The organism is Terriglobus roseus DSM 18391, from assembly GCF_000265425.1.
Classification (GTDB): Bacteria; Acidobacteriota; Terriglobia; order Terriglobales; family Acidobacteriaceae; genus Terriglobus; species Terriglobus roseus.
This window is the reverse complement of record NC_018014.1, coordinates 4373411-4392588: the sequence shown is the minus strand read 5'-3', so window position 1 is coordinate 4392588 and position 19178 is coordinate 4373411. Positions and strand designations below refer to the sequence as shown.

The following is a 19178-nucleotide window of genomic DNA, read 5'->3' as shown; positions in this document are numbered from 1 at the left end:
AATGCAACCGGGTGCCCCACGTCTCGCACGTGAGACGTGGGTTCTTCAGCTACCGATAAAACAAGCGGGGAAGCCGACTGGGTGCCCCACCTTCGCGCAGCTAAGGTGGGTATCGCGCGGAAGCGCGACTTCTTTCGGAGGGGCATGGCTTCAGCCATGCCATTACAAACCCAAAACAAAACCGGCTTCAGCCGCTGAGGGATTTCTTATCAGCCGGCACGCACCCAGCGAAGACCTTAGAACGGGTGGGATCTACCGCCCGCTACCCGCCAACTCCCGAACCTTCACATTCCGAAACCACACCGGAAACCCATGGTCCTGCAGCAGGATGTAGCCCTTCCCGCCATGCCCATAACTAGGAAACACCTTGTACTTACTCCCTGCCAGAATCGCCTGAAACTCCGGCGAATCCAGGTCATACTCCAGCACCTTCACACCATTCAGCCAGTGCTCGCCATGCTGCCCACGCACCACAATGCGCGCCGTATTCCACTCGCCTACAGGCTTGATCGGCTTATCCTTCGCCGCCGGAATCATGTCATAGAGTGACGCCACCGTCCGGTCGCCATCCTTGCCGCGCTTCGCATCCGGATGCAGCGCATCATCCAGCACCTGGTACTCAAACCCAATCGGCGACCCATGCCCGTTATGCCACGGCATCAGGTCCAGGTCCACAAAGTACATAATCCCGGAGTTAGCACCCGGCGAAGTCTTGAAGTCGACCTGCAGCTCAAAGTTCTCATAGGTGCGCGTCGTAACAATATCGCCACCATTGCCCGCCTCCTCGCCACCCGTCTCCGTCACGGTCAGCGTGCCATCCTGCACCGCCCACCCCGTCGAAGGAAAGCCACCACCCCGGGCACTCCGCCACCCATCCGTCGTCTTGCCATCAAACAACAGCCGCCAACCCTCGGTTTTCTCCTTTTGGGTAAGCGTATTGACTGCCTGCGCAGACACGGTGGACGCAACAAGCGAAAGACTCAACACGACAGCAGCAACCACTCTCTTCATGACGAACAGCATACCGCTTCAAAGGTATCTACACCCAGCATTCGCCGACCGTTTGTCGACCCTTATTATTATCGTCCGGCAGTCACGAACAGTAGTTAGGTATCTATGGTGCGACTAGGGCCAAGAGTCATGAGTGCTAATGGTAGGACTACTTCCAAACGTCAATGCTTTGTAATGGAACAACGCGTCATAGCTTGGCCATGTAGCAGTAAGACGCCGAAAGGGCTCTCAAGATTTAGGGCCGACCGGAAGCGTAGTCCCCAGGGCCCGTCGGAGATCAAAGTGCTTATTCACGAGATTGCTCACATCCTGATACATCTCCAAGTCATCGACTCCACCGTGTATTGCGACGCTAAGCCGGTCATAGCAGCTCTTCAGAGACGGCATGGCTGCCCGATGCGTTTCAACTAAAAGGGCAGAATAAGCGTCGAGTAACTCGTCCCCTGTCGTGCGGCCTTCAAGTCTGGTCACGCGACGGGCAAACTGCTCGATAAAGACCCGCAGGTATAGAATCGCAGCTAGAGTCATTCCGCATTGGTGCGAGAGTATGCTGGCTTCCATGTAGCCTCGTTCTTCTTCCGGAATGTACTTTGCCACTGCAATTCCCTCAATCGGAGACCGGCCATCAATGGAGAGGTGTGTCTTCGTTCGCCGAATGATAAAGGTGATCGGGTCGCCCTTGCATATCTGACATTGATAAGCGATACAAAAGATTTGCAGTGAATCGGAAAGTGGCGCTTGAAGCTTAACCGTCACTTCGGCGAAAGGGTTATGAGACCGAGTAATGTCCTGATGGTATATCTCCGCAAATGCCTCTCTGCATTTGCAACTTGGGCAGAATAGCTTCATGTTTCGCAGCACAATGAACGGTTGTCGCGCGTTCACGTCCACGTCCTCGTCTGATCGGAGCAATTGAAAAGGGCGGGAGATGTAAGCGTCGAAACGGTCTAGTACGCCTGATTCGGCCCAAAGCGAGTTCTTGTCGTGCGGAACCTGAGATCGATCGGTTTCGAGCTTTACCCGCTGATATAAATGCTTCGTTTCAATCAGAGCTTTGAACTTCTGGTTTAGGTCGTCCCGGAAAAGCTGCTGCAGCAAGAGCGATGGGTCGGAAGTATTTGCCATGAGGTGAACTATTTATAGAACATTTTCAGCGGCAAAAGTTGCAAGCGCAATTCACTGGTGACTCACCGTGAGTAGAGACGCCTTGACACCGATGCGCGTTCGAGGCCGCCGTAAAACGCGGGAGAAGTGAGGACAGTAACAGACGCCCGTCGGCGCCTGTTACTGTCCTGCGAGCGGACCTTCAAGCCACCGAAAGATTCACATCAATATTCCCGCGCGTAGCGTTCGAGTACGGACAAACCTCGTGCGCATCATGCACCAGCTTCTCAGCCTGCTCCCGCTCAAGACCGGGCAGATGAATGACCATGTCCACGCCAATGCCGAAGCCCTTGCCACCATCGGCCACCGGCCCAAAGCTAACGGATGAGTCGATTGACACATCCTTCAGCACAATCTTCTGCGGACCCGCAATGAGCTGCATCGCGCCGATGAAGAACCGTTTACAGTCCGCCCAACGTGGGCACGAAACGGGTGCCCCATTCTTTCGCGGCACTATCGCGAAAGGGTGGGTTATTCGCGCAAAGCGCGAACCTCTTTCGGAGGGACATGGCTTCAGCCATGCCATCTACCTCCCAAAGAAAACCGGGCTTCAGCCCCTGAGGGATTTGCCCTCATCAGCTGAAGCCTGTTCCTGTTGGCCAGATCGATGGCACTGCTAAACATGCCGCTCCGCAGCAATGAGCGCCAAAGGCGCGACCCATCTTAGCCCAGGCCGAAGGCCTGGGTACGCCATCGCCCAAGCCCCAGAGGGCTGAAAGCCCAACCTATAACATCGCTCGAAAGATGCGGAGGAAGGCACGAATCGTAAGGGCACGGCTTTCAGCCGTGCCGCACCAGCCCCCAAAAATGAAAGGGGCTTCAGCCCCTGAGGTCTGCTTGGCAATCCCAAACGTCCCTCAGCGGCTGAAGCCGCGACCTTGAGACCCAGCATACTTACTTCTTCAACGCACCCTCAATCGCCGCAATTACCTCCGGCGAATCCGGCTTGGTCGCCGGCTCAAACCGGTTCACCGGCTGACCATCCCGGCCAATCAGGAACTTGGTGAAGTTCCACTTGATCTCACCGCTAAAGTTAGGATCCGTCGTCTTGTCCGTCAGGTACTGGTACAGCGGCGTCTTGTCCGCACCCAGCACCGATACCTTCGACATCATCGGAAACGTCACGTGATACTTCCGATTGCAGAAGGTCTTGATCTCCGCCTCGGTACCCGACTCCTGCCCGCCGAAGTTATTCGCCGGCACGCCGACAATCACCAGACCCTTGTCCTTGTACTTCTCATAGACCGATTCCAGCGCAGCATACTGCGGCGTGTAGCCGCACGCACTCGCCACATTCACGACCATCAGGACCTTACCCTTATAAGGCGCCAGCGAAGTCTTCTCGCCATCGATCGTCTTCAGCGGGTACTTATAAACTTCCTTGGCCGTCCCGGCATACGCCGCCAGGCTCGAGCAAAGCAACAACAGCATCATCCGTGTCCGCACAGTCCCACCCCACTCACATAGTTTGCTAACTGCCGGAATTATAAGTTCGCACCAACAGGAACGCCCACCATCGGGTGGGCGTTCCGTTTGCATCAGGCGATCCTAGCGACGACCGCCGCCGTCGTGTCCACCGCCACCAGGACGACCGCCGCCACCATCGGGACGACCACCGCCCTGGAAACCACCGCCACCGGGACGACCACCCTGGAATCCACCACCACCGGGGCGTCCACCACCTTGGAAGCCACCAGGACGTCCGCCACCCTGGAAGCCACCACCGGGCCGTCCACCGCCGCGATAGGCCCCGCTGCCGGTACGGTACTGATTACCCGCGAAGCCATGGATCTCACCGCCGCGATAGTAGCCAGGCGCACCGCGGCCCGGGAACCCTCCGCGATAGCCGAAGTGTGGGTCGTAGTGACGATTCACCGAGCCGCGAAAGCCCGCAGGACCACGGAACCACGGACCCGCGCCGTAGAACGCGCCATTGTTGAACCAATCCTGTCCGTAGTACCCGTAAGGCGAGCAGTTATACGGCGCATAGTCGTAATAACCGTATGGACACTGCGGTGGTCCGCCGCCAATGTTCACTCCGAAAGAGATCTGGGCAGGTGCAGCCGGCGCAGTGCCGAAAAACAGTACAAGTGCAGCCGCGACCGGCATCCACACCTTCAAAATTGTTTTCACAGGATTACCTCAGCTCAGTGGGAGTCCCCCGCGACCGCGCGAGTTGTGCGGTATCGAGCATTGCGCTTGAATCGCACCACTTTGCTTCCCAAACCTGTCCGCAACGCAGAAAGAGCGCCCACATGGGGCGCTCTCTCAAATGAACTCTGCTGGCCTAGCCTTTGTCCTTGTCCTTCGGCGGAAACTTCTTGAACATCTTGTCGATCGAGATATTCAGCCGCCGCGTATTCGTACTCGCATGGCTGCTCACATTCGAGGTCGAGATGCCGCGAAAGACCAGTTTCTTCGTCCGCGTGTCATACAGGTCGACCACCAGCGTACCGACGGGGATCTGCTCTACACGCGTGATCGCCGGGCCACCACCGAAGCCGCCCCACGGCCCACCCCATCCGCCGCCAAAGCCATAGCCGCCGCCCCATCCGCCATAGCCCCAGCCGGGACCAAAGCCGTTGTAGAACGTCGTGTACTCCTGCTGATTCCGCACGCTGCCAATGGCACGCACAGCCAGGTCGCAACCGCTCTGCACTTCCACAGGCGCTGCGCCCGGATCGTTGCGTGTCCGCAGCGTCTGTCCCGACTGCTTCAGGCCGCGGTGCGTCAGCGAAACACCCAGCGAGTCGCGCAGGCGTCCCTCATATAGCGGATCGGCGGCATGCACCCGATCGACGCAGAAGGTGTGGTAGCGGCTGAAATCCGCATGATGGTCATAATCCGTGTGGACGCTCTGCGCCTGACACGTGCCCGCGAAAAAAGCGGGCGCAGCTACAAGCAGAGCAGCTACTGCAATCGTTCCAGGAATGGTGCGCATGTTGAACTCCTTCTCGTTCCTGCCTATTGGACGAGCCGGAGCGCCGGCAGGTGACTGCCGGTACGCGCAGTGAGCAAAAGTTGAGCAGATCGTCTAGTTGCCCGTTTGCGTCAGAATCTTCTGCACATCCGCTGACATCGGCTTGTTCGCAACCGAGAGCAGGTTGCTTACTTCCCACATCTCCGTATCGCTCAGCACCTTCACATACGAAGGCATGCCCGTAAGCCGGATGCCATTCTTCACGCGCCAGTACGTCGCACCAACCGGATCATCCGACACCCCAACCACCGCGCCGCCACGGTGCTTCTCCCAAAGCTGCGGCGCATCCGGGAACATCTGCTCGCCAACCTTTGAGGTCGCACCCGGAACGCCATGGCAGAACGCACACTGCTTCATGTACACACCCGCACCAGCCGTCAGCGTCTCCTCATGGATCGGTACAGGTGAAGCCGCCGGCATCTCTTTGCTGATGCGGTGCGACAGAGGCTTGTGCACGATCTGCGCCTCCATCGGGAATGAAGGATCGGCCACGGCAACCGGCGGATGTCCGTAGTTCAGATACAGCCAGCCATAAACCGGCAGACAAAGCATGCCGAGCAGGAGAAAGAGGATCGCGATGGACGACTTCTTCATGAGGGCGGAACTCCAGTAGGTCAACGCTTGCAGAACGTCAGATCAGCAGACAGTACATACCTGAACTCATACTTAAGACCAGCGCTTATTCCGCGCTCTCTTCCATCTCTTCTTCCACGACCTCACCGGCATCCTCCACCGGCTGATCCAGCTTGATGGCATACCGGGGCGCAAGCTCCGGAGCATAGCGGGCGATGTCCTTCCGCAACCGGAGCAGCGACAGATCCTTCGCCTTGCTCTCCAGCATGATGTCCGTCTCCAGGTGCTGAATGCTCCGCAGAAACGTGATCGTCTCGAAGGGATTGTTGAAGTCGGCATGCCCCGTCCAGATGGGCGGAACCAGAACCGTCTCCTTCAAACCCGTTTTTCTACTGAGACGTTTCATTTCGCGCATTTCCGTGCGCGCACAGCTGAAATGAAGCTTTGGACGAACACCCGTCGGCCACGTCTTCAGGAACCGCTCCAGCGTAGGCACCAGGGGCAATCCCTCGGGGTTCATGCACCAGTGATGCTGGTAGTCGAAGACACACTTCACACCCGTACGTTCATGAATCGAAAGGACATCCGCCGCCGAAAAGCGGATGTCATCATTTTCCAGAACCATCCGCCGACGCACCGACTCGCTCAAAGTCTTCCAGGTTTTCACCCAGTTGTCACACCCGGCCCTGCGATCCCCATAAGCACCGCCCACATGGATCACCATGATCGCCTCCGGCGGTAACTCCATGTAATCCAACATCTTAGCCTGCGATTCCAAGTCCGCCACAGACCGCTTCGTCAAAGCCGGGTTCCCACTATTCAAAACAATGTACTGCGAAGGATGAAAACTAAGCCGCAACCCCTGCGCCCGCGCCAGTTTGCCAATATGTTCCAGATCCCCGCGCGATTCCTCAACCATGTTGTGGAACTGCGGCATATCCGGATGCGTGTAATAGGGCGCTAAGTCACTGCTCATCCGGTACATACGGATGTCATGCTGCCGCAGATACCCAAAGATCTCGCACAGATACCCAAGCGAAACCCGTAGATGCGGGTTTTGCTGCCAACGACGCGTGTCGTTGCTCTTCAAATCGCTACGCCCCATCACCTTCACAGGAAAGCCAAGACGCATCGCATCCGCGGGGAAGGGAGGCATCGTAAGGCCATCGTCATCGGTAGCAGGCCACCCGCAAAAACTCATGGGATTATCGAGCCGGCGCTGCTCGAGCTCTTCCGCCGCAGTCTTCTGCTGCTCGCGAGCGGCCTTCATGCTGGCCTTCTTTTTCGCGGCTTTTTCCTTCACTTTGCGCGCGGCTTCTCGTTCGGTCAGGACCGGCTTCGGCTGCTTTGCGCTCTTGATCTCAGTTGACTTGGCTGCTGCTTTTTTCGCACTCATCACGCATCATGTGATGCGCGTAGAGCACCGGAACTTGTGCGTGTTTCGCCCTGTGTTCACCGCATGAGAAAATAAGAGACGATGATCTCAGTCTCGAATGTCACGATGCGGTACGGCTCGAAGATTCTCTTCGAAGACGTATCCACGCAATTTATCTCAGGCCGTCGCTACGGTCTGACCGGACCCAATGGTGCCGGCAAGTCCACGTTCATGAAGGTACTCACAGGCGAGCTGGAAGCGCAGAAGGGCATCGTTGTTCGCCCACGCAAGCTCGGCATCCTTCGCCAGGATCAGTATGCCTTCGACGCGTATCGCGTGATCGATACCGTTATCATGGGCAACGCTCCTCTGTGGGCCGCTCTGGAAGAGCGCGAGAACCTGTATAACAAGGCCGAGCTGACCGACGAAGACGGCAGCCGTCTGGGCGAGCTCGAAGGCATCGTCGGCGACGAGAATGGCTACGAAGCCGAGGCCGATGCCGCCATTCTGCTGCAGGGCCTCGATATTCCTGACTCTGTTCACGAGCGCAAGATGAGCGAGCTGCAGGGCGGCCAGAAGGTTCGCGTGCTGCTCGCGCAGGCCTTGTTCGGTTCGCCGGATGCGCTGCTGCTGGACGAACCCACGAACTATCTCGATCTTGAATCAGTGCACTGGCTGCAGGACTTCCTGCTGGCTTACCGTGGCACGCTCATCACCATCTCGCATGATCGTCACTTCCTGAACGCCGTGTGCACGCACATCGCCGACATCGATTACCAGACGATCATCACCTATAACGGTGGCTACGACGACATGGTGCTGCAGAAGGTCAGCGTGCGTACGCGCATCGAGAGCCAGAACGAAGAGCGCACCAAGAAGATCGAGCAACTGCAGGACTTCATCGCGCGATTCAGCGCAGGTACACGGTCCTCGCAGGTGAACAGCCGCAAGAAGGAAGTGGAGCGTCTTGCCACAACTGAGTTGGCGCGGTCGAACATCCAGCGCCCGTTCATTCGCTTCGACACGCTTCGCCCCAGCGGTAAGCATGTGCTGGACGTAGAAGGCCTCAGCAAGACGTATGACACTCCTGCTCCTGATGGCACGCACGGACCTGTCTTCGCTCCCTTCACCTCGCAGTTGATGCGCGGTGACAAGGTCATGCTGATCGGCCGTAACGGTACCGGCAAGACGACGCTGATCAAGTCGCTACTGTCGGGCTTCCCCGATGTGCAGGACAGCGACTTCGACCGCACGCAGGGCGACGTGAAGTGGGGCCATGAGGCGCAGATCGGCTACTTTGCACAGGACCATAAAGCCGCCATTCAGATGGGCACGACCGTCGCGGAGTGGCTGCACGGCTTCGACTCGAAGAAGTCGACGGAAGAGATCCGCGGCATCCTGGGACAGATGCTGTTCCGTGGCGAAGAAGGCACCAAGCGCACGGAAGCGTTGAGCGGTGGCGAGGCGGCACGGCTCCTTTTCTGCAAGCTGATGCTGCAGAAGCCGAACATCCTCATTCTGGATGAGCCTACAAACCATCTTGATCTTGAGAGCATTAATGCGCTCAACGAGTCACTGCAGAAGTACGAGGGCACACTGTTGTTGGTGACGCACGATCAGGATCTGATCGAAGAAGTTGGCACACGAGTGTGGCACTTTGAGCATGGCAAGGTCACCGATCACAAGGGACCCTACGCGGAATATCAGCAGCAGTTGGCAATGACAGCGAAGTAATAGTTTCGAACACAGAGTTCACAACGCTTCTCACGATGTTCACCTGCGCTATCGGGAACGCTGTGCGAAGGTTGTGAACTTTGTTGTTACAGGCAGTAGTTGAGGTGACGCAGTGGAATACGAAGAGCCGATCAAAGCTGAATCGAAGAGCGTGCTGGGCCAGCCGATGCAGACGTGTGGCTGCGATCCGATGACTGGCTTCTATCGTGATGGCTGCTGTGATACAGGACCGGATGATCTTGGCGTGCACACCGTGTGCTGCATCGTGTCGGAGGAGTTCCTCGCTGTGTCGAAGCACCTTGGCAATGACCTGTCGACACCGATGCCGCAGTATGGCTTTCCGGGCCTGAAGGCAGGCGATCGCTGGTGCGTCTGCGCTGCCCGTTGGCTGCAGGTTTACCAAGCCGGAGCGGGGTGCCCGGTGGTGCTGGAAGCGACGCACGAAAACACATTGCGTATTGTGCCGTTTGACGTCCTGCTTCAGCACGCTGTCATCCCTGACAAACTGCACTAAGAGCACTCGAAATCGAAGTAAGTCAGCTTCCGATACACAACAGAATCAGGCTACAGAAATCAGTAAAAGCCTCCGAAAAGCGGGATTTATCCCCGTTTCGGAGGCTTTTTTGCGCTGTTTGTTTCAACTTCATCTTTCTTGCTTGACAGGTAGCGGGACTGTGCCCGACCGTAGAACTTAATCCCCAATTTGCGATTTCGGCTGTCAGTGAGTCCTGACGCTATTCGATCGGAACGCAGCCCTCGTCCGGTATAGGACGAAGTTTCTAACCCCAGGAATCACCGCGTTCGGTGCCGGGGGAAATTGAAGTCTTTAGGAGTACGCCAGTTGAAGAACTACTTCCTTTCCAATAAAGTCTGGGCCACGGCAGTTCTCGCCTGTGGTCTTACCTCGGTAGGCACAGCGCTCGCGCAGAATGCCGGTACGGCCACGATCACCGGCAACGTCACGGACAAGAGTGGTGCGGCGGTTCCTGATGCGCAGGTCAGCATCATCAACACGGAGACGGGCGCTACCCGTACCTTTACGACGAACTCGGCGGGCGTGTACACCAGCACCTTCCTCCAGCCGGGTAAGTATGAAGTCGTAATTGGTGGCGGTTCCTTCGGCAAGATCGATCAAAAGAACGTCAGCCTCAACGTTGGTCAGACAGTCACTATCGACGCGGCATTGCCAGCAGCCAGTGTGTCGACGGAAGTTTCGGTATCGGATACGGCTCCGCTGATCGACACGGACAAGGTTCAGATCTCGCAGAACGTAGGCGAAGTCCTGGTGAGCAACCTGCCGGTCAACGGTCGTCGCTATGACAACTTCGTTTTGCTAACGAACAACGTGGTGCCGGACGGAAACAGCGGTCTCATCTCCTACCGCGGTGTCTCTGGTCTGTACAACACCAACCTGATCGATGGCGCCAACAATCAGCAGGCGTTCTTCTCGGAAGCTCGTGGACGCGCGATTGGCGCCCCGTATGTCTTCTCGCAGGATTCGATCAAGGAGTTTCAGTCGTCCACTTCGGGATACTCGGCTGAGTTTGGTCAGGCTGCCGGCGGACAGATCAATGCGATCACCCGCAGCGGTAACAATACGCTGCACGGTGACCTGTTCTATTACCTGCGTTACCCCTCGCTGAATGCACTCGATCCACTCTCGAAGTTCCAGGGCCGTCAGCCGGGTGCAAGCCAGTTCCTTCTTACCCCAACGGTCCATCAGCAGCAGCAGTTTGGTGGCTCCGTAGGTGGTCCGATCATCAAGGACAAGCTCTTCTACTTCTTCACCTATGACGGTTTCCGCAAGGTCAACCCGCTGCTGTACACCTCGTCGATCCCTACGGGTACGTTGGCTGGTTACACCTGCCCGGCTCCCGTAACGGCAATTCAGTGCGCTGCTGCGAAGTCCTTCATCACGGGTAACCTCACGGCGGCATCGCGCAACCTGACGCAGGATATTTTCTTCCCGCGACTGGACTACCAGCTCAGCAACCGTGACCACATCTCTGCCGAATTCAACTTCCAGAACTACAAGCAGCCGAATGGCTACACCACGTCTGCAACGGCAAACAACAGCTCGGCTTCGACCAACGGCCGCGCGGACTTCCATGAGCGCATTTTTATTGCGAACTGGGAGCATGTGCTGACATCCAGCTCTGCCAATCAGGCGCGTTTCCAGTGGTCGCGTGATCTGGAAGTGACGCAGGCAAACTCACCGGGACCGAACGTTTCCATCTCGGGCCTGTTCTCTTACGGTCTGCCCAACGCACTGCCGCGTGGTGCATTCCCCGACGAGCACCGCTGGCAGGCGAGCGACACGTACTCCATCACCAAGGGTAAGCACACGCTCAAGGCTGGCGTGGATTTGAACTTCATCCACGAGCAGATTCAGAACCTGTTCCAGGGTGGCGGTCTTTACACCTATTCGGCTCTGACGGGCCAGTGCGCTTCCGGTGTACAAACTGCTGGTTGCGCTACGGTCACCGGTGCTCTCGCGGCGTTCCAGAACTATGTACTGGACGTGTTCAATACCAATCCGGCTGCAGGCCGCCGCTACTCCAATTTCACCCAGGTCAACGATCCCATCACGGGCGCCGGCAAGGATGATTTCTGGAACAAGGATCTCGCGGTGTTTGCGGAAGATTCCTGGAAGGTGCGCTCGGACCTGACGGTCAGCCTTGGCCTGCGTTATGACGTGCAGCTCGTGCCGCAGCCGCCGCGCCCCTACACCAACAGCGCAAACGGCGCGCCCAGCCCGCTCGGCAATGCAGTTACCAGCACTATCAACACGAACTACAAGATGTACCAGCCCCGCCTTGGATTTGCATGGAGCCCGATCCCGGGAACCGTGGTGCGTGGCGGCTATGGAATCTTCTACGGTCTGACTTCGAATTCGACGTTCTACGCAACACGCGTCGAGAACGGCGTCTTCCAGCAGCAGTACAACTTCCCCGTTATCAGCACACCAACCTGCACGATCATCGCGACAACCTGCCCGACCGCAAATACGCTGACCACCTATTCATTTGCCGCTGGTGCACCGCAGAACACGAACGTGCTCTTCACGCCGCCGGGACCGACGCTTGCTGCTCCATTCGCTGGTGCGAATACGCCCATCGTTCAGGGCGCAGGCGCTGCGGCTGCGCAGACGTTCGCTTTCCGCGGACAGGATAAGAAGTTCAGCAACCCGTACACCCATTCGATCGATCTCGCTGTGGAGCAGGAGCTGCCGGGCAAGATCAGCCTGTCGCTCGCATACGTCGGCACGCGTGGTATGCGTCTGCCGTACTTCATCGATTCGAATCTGAATCGCACATCACTTACCCGCACGTACAACATCACGGAAGCCAATGGCGCAGTTCGCGCTATCACGGTTCCGTTCTATGCCACGACGTCTACCGGCGGACAGGGACGTTTGTCCCCGAACGACGGCATCATCCTGACGGGCTACAGCGGTCTGAACACCTGGTATAACTCCGGCGCTTTCTCGATCCGTAAGAGCATGTCGAACGGTATCGAAATGCTGGTGAACTATACCTGGTCAAAGAATATCGACGGTAGCCAGGTCTCCGGTCAGAACGGCACCTTCAACGGAACGAACACGATTCTCGATCCGTTTAACCTGAAGCTGCCGGGTACGCTTGGTGAGTATGGTCGTTCGGATCTGGACATGCGCGGGCGCTTCGTCGGCAGCGTGGTCTATGCCCCGAAGTTCAACATTGCCAACCGTTATGCTCGCTACGCGGCCAATGGATGGACCGTGTCTGGAACGGCGACGGAGCAGACTGGTCTGCCTCTGACTGCAACGATGTCGGGTAACAACACCGGCGGTATCGATGGTGGCGTTACGGGCGGTCAGGTCAGCCTGTTCGCATCCAACAGCTCGGGGCGAGCACCGCAGATCAAGCGTAACGCGATCCCCGGACCGGGTATCCGTAACGTCGATGCACGTGTCTCGCGCGATCTTCCGATCCACGAGAACATCCGCATGCAGTTCTTCGTGGAAGCGTTCAACGTTGCGAACCGCCGCCACATCATCTCGCAGAGCACCACGGCTTACCAATTCAACACGGCAACGACGATCGGACCCTACACGGCAGTGCCGTTCGGCAATCCGACCTCTACGAGCAGCGTGCTGTTTGGACCGCGTCAGCTGCAGTTCACGGCGAAGTTGTTCTTCTAACTCGTCGTTTGCACTTACAACGAAAAGCCCCGGCAATTGCCGGGGCTTTTCTGCGTTTGCGTGTCGGAAAGAGAAAAGCTCCGGCAGTTGCCGGAGCTTTCAAAAGGTGGTGCACCCGAGAGGATTCGAACCTCTGACCTACAGCTTCGGAGGCTGCCGCTCTATCCAGCTGAGCTACGGATGCGTTGCTTTAGTGTACTACTGTGCGTTTGGTTTGCCAGTGGCTTCCTTGTTCTTGCGGAGCTCTTCCATGGCGGAGCCGATGAGTTCCTTTGCGTCATTGATGCCGCCCATCACGGCTTTCAGGTCGAGTGCGGGTTGGCCTGGGTGGCGTGTGGAGACGCAGTAGACGCCGTGCTGGCCTATGAGTGCGAGGGCGTCGGTGAGGATATCGAGCGAGACGGCGAGGCGCCCACGCTCAACGCCCATCATGAATTCGTACTTTTCGAGCTCGTCTTTGTGGTCCCAGAAAACTGCCATTCCTAAGGGTAAATGGATGTTTCCTGCACTGATTGAGACGTCTCAGTCACACTTGGTGCGTGCCGGCCGCTTTTTCTTGTGGATTCGGCTCGTTGGAGGGCGCCTCTTACTGGCAGAGGTCGTCCATTTTGGGTAGGGCTGGGTGTGGCGGTAGCTTGATGCCTTTGGTGGCGGCGGCTGCTTCGAAGGTGGCTGGGTTGGCTTCGGGGACGATGTTGCGGTCGCTTGCGTAGAAGGGATCGGACTCGGCTTCTTCGAGGGTGATGAAGCGGAAGCCTCGCTGCTGGTAGAGCGCCAGGAGGCCGGGGAGCAGCTTGGCGTCGAGGGCGCCTACGTGCATGAGGAGGACGTAGGGGATGTCGTGGCCGAAGACTGCTTTGGAGGCGCTGCGGGTGTAGGTGATGGTTTCGTCTGCGGCCTTGAGGTAGCTGGCTTCGAGGTTTGCGATGGCGGCTTCATCGTGGGTCTGGACGCAGCGTGCGTAGGGAGTGTTCCAGGCGTAGTCGCCGAAGCTCATGGTGACGGAGGCGATGTGGTATCCCTGCGTCTTCAGGAAGGCTCGGGCTTCGGTTCGCTTCTCGTCGTGTCCTTCGGCGAGGTTGGGGTAACGGAGCCAGTGCCAGTCAGCTCCGGTGGCGTATTCGCGGAGGAGCGGTTCGTTCTTCTGGAGGTCCTGCTCCCATGCTTCGACTGGACTATTGTTCAGGTTCATGTGGGACCAGGTGTGATTGCCGAGGGGGAGGCCTGCGGCGCGCCATGCCTTGAGGACACTCTCGGTGCCGGGCTCGTGTTCCATGAAGCTGCCGTTAACGAAGCCGTAGGCAGGCGGCAGGTTCTTGTCCTTCATGGCTTTGAGGATCGATTGTGCGATTTCGAGGCGTGTCTGTCCGGGTGGCAGGGCACTGTGTGCGGGCAGGTCGTCCCATGTGAAGGCGACGGCCTGTGCGGTGGCAGTGGCGCAGGGAAGGGAGCACATGGAGATTGCAGCAAAGAACAGCCGGCCGGTCAGACGCATCGGTTCTCCAGAAGGACAGGGATCACTCCAAAGTAAAACGCGGCCCTCGTTCGTGCGAGGTGCGCGTGTGTTGAGCGTACAACTCAATTCGGAGGAGCTGCGCGAAGAGTGCTCTGAAGCTGTCAGTAAACGCATTGGCCTGTTCTCTCAATCTGAAAACGCCTCGACGCAAGTCGCCGTCAAGCCGAATTTCCACTGTTGACTCGGTCCCCGTCTAAAATGGGTCTGCGAAACGCGGTTTTTTGAGTTACCGGAGATGGTCTCGCGGGTCGCACATCCCTACTGAAGGCAAGTGATCCATGAAAGAACACGAATCACCCGTTATCGTCCGCAATCTGCTGGAAGTTTTCAATGAGAAGGATGAGACGAAACGCCTCCAGGTTCTTCAAGAACTTTACGTTCCCGAGGCCGTCTTCTTTGAAGACGACGCCAGCTTCAAAGGCCACGAGGCCATCAACCTGCGAGTCACAGAGGTGCTGCAGACCTTGCCGCCTAGTGCACTCTTCCGCGCCGCGGGTGCAGTGACACAAAACCACAATCTAGCCCGTCTGCCATGGACGCTTGCATTGGAAGATGGCTCCGTACTCGCCAGCGGGATGGATATTGTCACACTTGAGGGGGAGCGGATCACCGCACTTTATATCTTCATCAACCCGGCCGCAGTAGAAAGCGCGTAAGTCTGGCAGTAGGCCTGCAGTCGATTTCTCCCATATACGTTCATCCTGTAAGCAGCCTTTCTCGACAAGTGGGAAATCGCCAATTCGCTCACGGAGACCTCAACGAGTGCATTGACCTGTTCTCACCAGTCGAGATCGTCCTTAGGAAAGCACCACAAATCATTAGCATTGAAGCACCTCGAATGGCTGACGATGTTGTGAGGTGCCTAGGTGGCAATCGGACTAGTCAGGATGCTAGGGTCCACAACCGATCCCAGTCCGAGCGCTCCAAGCACGACCTGGCGGAGGCGAACAGCCGTCTCGAAGCGTCTTGGAGCTTTGGTGACATAACGGACCACAACCTCCAGACCTGCCGACGACGTGCGAACTACCGCCGCGGGTGCGCCTTTCGTTCGTGCAGGCCATGTGTCATAGCGAGTCCTCGCCATGAGATCTCCGCTGCCGCCATGTCGTCCTGTGTCTCAACCGCAATCAATTGCTGTACGTGGGCTAGCAGCTCCTGAGTGATTACCTTGCTCGCTGGCACGGGAATCACCTACTCTTCCCATAACCACTGCTCCGAAGTAGAAAAGTTGAAGTACTTCCGCTCCACCGCGTACTTGTTCATAAACACGGCCTGCCGGCCGGTGAACTGTCCGCTCGTCGCCCAGTTCCCAGCTTCGAGAACATAGGTATGAAGTGCCGTGACTTCCAGCACCTCTCCCTGCGTTCCGTCGATCTCAACCCAGTCGCCGACTTGAACACCGCGTCGACCCATCAGGGCAAACCAACCGACGAACGAGACCAGGAAGTCTTTCAACGTAACTGTAATACCCGCGGTGACGAAACCGATGATCGTGGAAACGTAACCGGGCATGCCGAAGATCACAACCGCTACCCGCGCGACGACGATCACTTCGAGAAGGACCGTGAGGACGACGCGGGCATGCTTCAGGCGGTGATGGTGGTTCTTCTCTCATCGGTTGATGAGGTACTGCGCAAGTCCGCTCAGCGCAAAGATGCCAAGTACTGCCATCAGGATTGTCAGGAAATCAGCGGTGAGAGCGGTCCGCAGAACTCGACGCTGAGTCTGCACGAGATGGGTCCAGTCCACATAGACTGTCGCCAGCTGTCCCAGGTCACGGACCCGTTTGTCGAGGTCCGTCATGTCTTTCTCGCGTTCCGCCGACGCACGCAGCTGTGCAAGCTTGCCTGCCCTCGAGGCAGGATCTTCGCCCGGTGCGGGCGTGTAAGTCTTCTTTGCCAAAACATCATGTTGCTGCTGCAACTTTTGTTGAGCAGCTAAGGCCTTGTTCCTCGCGTCGATGAGGGCATGCTGGCGCTCTTTCAACGACGACAGGATTTGCACCTTCCCTACGACCGAATGCAAAGACCGGGAGGACTCCAGTGCTCCGGTTGCTGTGTTCTCTGGCAGTGCCGATGCCTGGCTTTCAATGGATCGGTGTTGATCGAAGGCTTGTTTAACGTCCGTCTGAGGATCACCACCCATCCTGGCGAGATCCTGCTGTACATTCTCCAGCTCGTCCTGGTCCAGGACGAGCTGGGCCTGCGCGGTACGCAACCGTTCTCCGTCGTCATCAGGAGCATCCGCTCCCGCAGCACTCGCGGCTGTAACGGCTGCCTGGTCAGTTCGGATTGCCTGCTTCAGCTCAGCGGACTGGTGAAGCATCGACAAAACTGCGGGCGTGAGTGCCAGCCGGTGGCTTGCCGAGTTGCGAATTGCGGATGCGAAGCTTTGATCGAGCTCGTGGTCCGCCGAACGCATGGCGAGCACCGCATATTGTTGCTCTTGAGGTGTTGCCGCCAGCGTCGCGAGCGCCCTCGCCGTGACGTAATAACTTTGGTCGACGGAAGTGTTCGACGAGGGAGCCTAGCTGGCGCGGAGAACTGAGTGAGCGAGAGATCGGTACCAATGTTCGCGACGGCAAAGATGATGACAACGACACATCCCAACAGCCACAGACCGGCGCGTTGCGGGAGCGTCAAACTTTTTGCCGGAAAAGGTCTCACTCGCTCCATCTCTTCAGCGTCCGATGACGCCTCAATTACTGCCAGTCGCAATCTCTCGCGGGTGTAATCAGAACTTCACATCGGTGACGCGGCCATCCTCAAACACGATCTGCATGCCGCGGTAGTTCCACAGCGACTTCTTGCCAAAGATGACCTTTTTCTCAGGTGCGCCCATGGCTTCAAGGACCTGTGACTCCGACATGCCGGGTGCGATCGATGCATCCCCGGAACCGCTATTTCCCGATGGTGTTGACGGGGCAGCCGGAGCCGTTGGTGCGCTGGGGGCATACCTTTGCTCTGTTCTGCGTACGATCAGCTTTGCGTAGTTCTCCTTCACCCAGTGATCGATGCTGGATGCCATATCGCCTGCAGCTAACCGCCACGAGAGTGCCGACTCTGTCTGCAACGGAATCTGCGAGTTGCCAGCGAGCAGCGTCACATGAAGTTCATCGACATTGCGGACCGTGGGCACCGTAGTTGCTGTGCCTGATCGCCCGTCTTTGCTCTGGTTGGCGTAGGTGTTGACGGCGGCCGTCTCCTTTCGCACGTTGCGAGAGTCGATCCGCACCACAACCTCGGCTTCCGACGGCGAATCCACGACGCGGATCGTGCGGGATTTTCCTAGTAAGGCTTTGCGCAAATCGAGCGCGGAGTCTCCGGCGCCATTTGCGGCAAAATCGCCACTTCCGGCCTGCACGTACATCCGGATCGTTGTCTGAGAGATGGCGTTCGGTACGAAGAAAACGGCAGTGGCCAGATAAGCGAGGAGAACGTGACGGGGACGCAGCATAACCCTCCTTGGGATCGGGTCAGATTAGCATTCAAGGAGCAATTCCGGCAGCGACCTTGTTTCGTTTTCCACCGTTCTATCGGTTCATCGAAATACTTTCGATCTAGCAGAGAAGTATGCTTTTCGAGCAATTCATTTCGACCAGGAACAACATGAGACTTCCTATCCTTGCGATCGCGTTGCTTACCTTACTCTCGTTGTCGGCTCGTCCAGCCATCGCTCAGGATCAGCCCCACCACATTATCGTGACGCGGGATGGAGGCGCTCACCTGGAACGGGGCACTATCCGTAGTTACGACGATGTGCGCTATCAAGTCTCCGTCGATGCAGCCGGTGTCCTCCGGATCGGGTTGAAGAGTGTGGTGGGTTCCAACCTCTTCAACGTGTACGCGCCCGGTACGGAACCCGGCAAAGATGAGGCAATCTTCAAAGGCGCGTCTGAGGGAACGAAAGCGGAACTGCCCTTGCGCAAACCGGGGCTTTACCTTATCCAGGTCTTCCTGATGCGAAACGCGGCAAGGCGTGGAACCACCAGCCGGTACACGCTTTCGGTGGAACTAACGAAGTAGCTACAGCAGCGTGACCTTACCAGTACCCACGTCGTAGTAAGCAGCCTCAATCTTCAACCTGCCCTCGCGGACAAGCGGAGCGAGGACTGTTGAGGTCTTGGCGAGTAAGTTCGCCTGCAACTTGGCGTTCCGCCTGGTGGCCACGACAATATCGTTGCCTGCGTCGGCCACGGCTGGTTCAAGATGCGGGTACAACGAAGCGATCTGCCCCGGCACCGGCTTCTTGGACAGCGCAGCACTTACGGCGCCGCAGTTGGAATGTCCCATCACGATCAGGACCTTTACGCCGAGCACGGCCGCGGCGTACTCAAGGCTACCAATGATCTCCGAGTTAATGATGTTGCCCGCCACTCGCGTCACAAAGATGTGTCCGATCGTCTGATCGAAGACCAGCTCTACCGGTACACGCGAATCAGCACAGGAAAGAACCGCAGCGAATGGCTCCTGCTTCTCAACCGTGTGTTCCTTTAGAAGCTTCAGGTCTTGCGCAATGCTCGTAATTTGATCGACGGCGAAGCGAGCATTCCCTCGCATCAGCCGGTCCAAGGCTTCCTGTGGCGTTGCGGGAGAGGTCTCCTCGGTTTGAGCTTGCATCGGATGATCCAACAAAATTGAGG

General features: G+C 57.6%; 20 protein-coding genes and 1 tRNA gene. 5 read left to right on the top strand and 16 right to left on the bottom strand.

Features of this window, described 5'->3' with window-relative positions; translation table 11 throughout:
- Window positions 1-252: 252 nt before the first annotated feature.
- From TERRO_RS18095 to uvsE, 8 genes are all read right to left on the bottom strand, one after another.
- Window positions 253-1011, bottom strand: a complete 759-nt coding sequence (locus TERRO_RS18095; RefSeq protein WP_041593500.1) for a 3-keto-disaccharide hydrolase — start codon at window positions 1009-1011, stop codon at window positions 253-255.
- A 228-nt stretch (window positions 1012-1239) separates the two neighbouring features.
- Complete coding sequence (locus TERRO_RS18090; protein WP_014787153.1) at window positions 1240-2136, bottom strand: hypothetical protein; 897 nt, start codon at window positions 2134-2136, stop codon at window positions 1240-1242.
- 181 nt (window positions 2137-2317) lie between these two features.
- Window positions 2318-2557 (bottom strand): OsmC family protein, encoded by a 240-nt coding sequence (locus tag TERRO_RS23520; RefSeq protein ID WP_052313388.1) that lies wholly within the window; start codon window positions 2555-2557, stop codon window positions 2318-2320.
- Window positions 2558-3069: 512 nt separating this feature from the next.
- Window positions 3070-3621: a glutathione peroxidase gene (locus TERRO_RS18080; RefSeq protein WP_425358494.1), complete on the bottom strand. Its 552-nt coding sequence runs from the start codon at window positions 3619-3621 to the stop codon at window positions 3070-3072.
- Window positions 3622-3723: 102 nt separating this feature from the next.
- Window positions 3724-4308, bottom strand: a complete 585-nt coding sequence (locus tag TERRO_RS18075; RefSeq protein WP_014787150.1) for a hypothetical protein — start codon at window positions 4306-4308, stop codon at window positions 3724-3726.
- A gap of 154 nt (window positions 4309-4462) precedes the next feature.
- Window positions 4463-5116 (bottom strand): DUF4136 domain-containing protein, encoded by a 654-nt coding sequence (locus TERRO_RS22360; protein WP_014787149.1) that lies wholly within the window; start codon window positions 5114-5116, stop codon window positions 4463-4465.
- A gap of 93 nt (window positions 5117-5209) precedes the next feature.
- A complete protein-coding gene (locus tag TERRO_RS18065) occupies window positions 5210-5749 on the bottom strand; it encodes a c-type cytochrome (protein ID WP_014787148.1) in 540 nt (179 codons plus the stop codon).
- Between the two features lie 85 nt (window positions 5750-5834).
- Window positions 5835-7124: a UV DNA damage repair endonuclease UvsE gene (gene uvsE / locus TERRO_RS18060; protein ID WP_014787147.1), complete on the bottom strand. Its 1290-nt coding sequence runs from the start codon at window positions 7122-7124 to the stop codon at window positions 5835-5837.
- A gap of 81 nt (window positions 7125-7205) precedes the next feature.
- On the opposite strand from uvsE, the gene TERRO_RS18055 reads away from it, so the two are divergent.
- The 3 genes from TERRO_RS18055 to TERRO_RS18045 all read left to right on the top strand — a co-directional run bounded on the left by TERRO_RS18055 (window position 7206) and on the right by TERRO_RS18045 (window position 13020).
- Complete coding sequence (locus TERRO_RS18055; protein WP_014787146.1) at window positions 7206-8837, top strand: ABC-F family ATP-binding cassette domain-containing protein; 1632 nt, start codon at window positions 7206-7208, stop codon at window positions 8835-8837.
- A 112-nt stretch (window positions 8838-8949) separates the two neighbouring features.
- Entirely contained in the window at window positions 8950-9351 is a 402-nt protein-coding gene (locus TERRO_RS18050) for a DUF2237 family protein (protein ID WP_014787145.1), read from the top strand.
- A gap of 327 nt (window positions 9352-9678) precedes the next feature.
- Window positions 9679-13020 (top strand): TonB-dependent receptor, encoded by a 3342-nt coding sequence (locus TERRO_RS18045; RefSeq protein ID WP_014787144.1) that lies wholly within the window; start codon window positions 9679-9681, stop codon window positions 13018-13020.
- A 107-nt stretch (window positions 13021-13127) separates the two neighbouring features.
- On the opposite strand, the gene TERRO_RS18040 is transcribed toward TERRO_RS18045, so the two are convergent.
- The 3 genes from TERRO_RS18040 to TERRO_RS18030 all read right to left on the bottom strand — a co-directional run bounded on the left by TERRO_RS18040 (window position 13128) and on the right by TERRO_RS18030 (window position 14515).
- Window positions 13128-13204, bottom strand: a tRNA-Arg gene (locus tag TERRO_RS18040).
- 14 nt (window positions 13205-13218) lie between these two features.
- Entirely contained in the window at window positions 13219-13500 is a 282-nt protein-coding gene (locus TERRO_RS18035; protein WP_014787143.1) for a hypothetical protein, read from the bottom strand.
- Window positions 13501-13606: 106 nt separating this feature from the next.
- Window positions 13607-14515 (bottom strand): polysaccharide deacetylase family protein, encoded by a 909-nt coding sequence (locus tag TERRO_RS18030; protein ID WP_014787142.1) that lies wholly within the window; start codon window positions 14513-14515, stop codon window positions 13607-13609.
- 299 nt (window positions 14516-14814) lie between these two features.
- On the opposite strand from TERRO_RS18030, the gene TERRO_RS18025 reads away from it, so the two are divergent.
- Window positions 14815-15192 (top strand): nuclear transport factor 2 family protein, encoded by a 378-nt coding sequence (locus TERRO_RS18025; protein ID WP_014787141.1) that lies wholly within the window; start codon window positions 14815-14817, stop codon window positions 15190-15192.
- Between the two features lie 206 nt (window positions 15193-15398).
- Here the strand turns inward: TERRO_RS18025 and TERRO_RS23300 are convergent, their stop codons facing one another.
- The 4 genes from TERRO_RS23300 to TERRO_RS18010 form a co-directional block, all read right to left on the bottom strand.
- Window positions 15399-15620, bottom strand: a complete 222-nt coding sequence (locus tag TERRO_RS23300; RefSeq protein WP_157178435.1) for a hypothetical protein — start codon at window positions 15618-15620, stop codon at window positions 15399-15401.
- Between the two features lie 107 nt (window positions 15621-15727).
- Window positions 15728-16048, bottom strand: coding sequence for a mechanosensitive ion channel domain-containing protein (locus TERRO_RS18020; RefSeq protein ID WP_245536144.1), 321 nt, complete (start codon window positions 16046-16048; stop codon window positions 15728-15730).
- 99 nt (window positions 16049-16147) lie between these two features.
- Complete coding sequence (locus TERRO_RS18015) at window positions 16148-16957, bottom strand: hypothetical protein (protein WP_041592705.1); 810 nt, start codon at window positions 16955-16957, stop codon at window positions 16148-16150.
- A 312-nt stretch (window positions 16958-17269) separates the two neighbouring features.
- Entirely contained in the window at window positions 17270-17992 is a 723-nt protein-coding gene (locus tag TERRO_RS18010; protein ID WP_014787140.1) for a hypothetical protein, read from the bottom strand.
- A gap of 152 nt (window positions 17993-18144) precedes the next feature.
- Here TERRO_RS18010 and TERRO_RS22355 point away from each other — a divergent pair, with 152 nt between their 5' ends.
- The gene (locus TERRO_RS22355) at window positions 18145-18561 is read left to right on the top strand and encodes a hypothetical protein (RefSeq protein WP_014787139.1); all 417 of its coding nucleotides are present in this window, start codon (window positions 18145-18147) and stop codon (window positions 18559-18561) included.
- Here TERRO_RS22355 and TERRO_RS18000 read toward each other — a convergent pair whose 3' ends face one another.
- Window positions 18562-19155: a carbonic anhydrase gene (locus TERRO_RS18000; protein ID WP_245536143.1), complete on the bottom strand. Its 594-nt coding sequence runs from the start codon at window positions 19153-19155 to the stop codon at window positions 18562-18564.
- Window positions 19156-19178: the final 23 nt, after the last annotated feature.

Bases quoted from the DNA above. Each gene is read 5' to 3' on its own strand.
- TERRO_RS18095 (WP_041593500.1), bottom strand. From the start codon at position 1,011: ATGAAGAGAGTGGTTGCTGCTGTCGTGTTGAGTCTTTCGCTTGTTGCG.
- TERRO_RS18090 (WP_014787153.1), bottom strand. From the start codon at position 2,136: ATGGCAAATACTTCCGACCCATCGCTCTTGCTGCAGCAGCTTTTCCGG.
- TERRO_RS23520 (WP_052313388.1), bottom strand. From the start codon at position 2,557: ATGCAGCTCATTGCGGGTCCGCAGAAGATTGTGCTGAAGGATGTGTCA.
- TERRO_RS22360 (WP_014787149.1), bottom strand. From the start codon at position 5,116: ATGCGCACCATTCCTGGAACGATTGCAGTAGCTGCTCTGCTTGTAGCT.
- TERRO_RS18065 (WP_014787148.1), bottom strand. From the start codon at position 5,749: ATGAAGAAGTCGTCCATCGCGATCCTCTTTCTCCTGCTCGGCATGCTT.
- uvsE (WP_014787147.1), bottom strand. From the start codon at position 7,124: ATGAGTGCGAAAAAAGCAGCAGCCAAGTCAACTGAGATCAAGAGCGCA.
- TERRO_RS18055 (WP_014787146.1), top strand. From the start codon at position 7,206: ATGATCTCAGTCTCGAATGTCACGATGCGGTACGGCTCGAAGATTCTC.
- TERRO_RS18035 (WP_014787143.1), bottom strand. From the start codon at position 13,500: ATGGCAGTTTTCTGGGACCACAAAGACGAGCTCGAAAAGTACGAATTC.
- TERRO_RS18030 (WP_014787142.1), bottom strand. From the start codon at position 14,515: ATGCGTCTGACCGGCCGGCTGTTCTTTGCTGCAATCTCCATGTGCTCC.
- TERRO_RS18025 (WP_014787141.1), top strand. From the start codon at position 14,815: ATGAAAGAACACGAATCACCCGTTATCGTCCGCAATCTGCTGGAAGTT.
- TERRO_RS23300 (WP_157178435.1), bottom strand. From the start codon at position 15,620: ATGGCGAGGACTCGCTATGACACATGGCCTGCACGAACGAAAGGCGCA.
- TERRO_RS18020 (WP_245536144.1), bottom strand. From the start codon at position 16,048: ATGCCCGGTTACGTTTCCACGATCATCGGTTTCGTCACCGCGGGTATT.
- TERRO_RS18015 (WP_041592705.1), bottom strand. From the start codon at position 16,957: ATGCGTTCGGCGGACCACGAGCTCGATCAAAGCTTCGCATCCGCAATT.
- TERRO_RS18010 (WP_014787140.1), bottom strand. From the start codon at position 17,992: ATGCTGCGTCCCCGTCACGTTCTCCTCGCTTATCTGGCCACTGCCGTT.
- TERRO_RS22355 (WP_014787139.1), top strand. From the start codon at position 18,145: ATGAGACTTCCTATCCTTGCGATCGCGTTGCTTACCTTACTCTCGTTG.
- TERRO_RS18000 (WP_245536143.1), bottom strand. From the start codon at position 19,155: ATGCAAGCTCAAACCGAGGAGACCTCTCCCGCAACGCCACAGGAAGCC.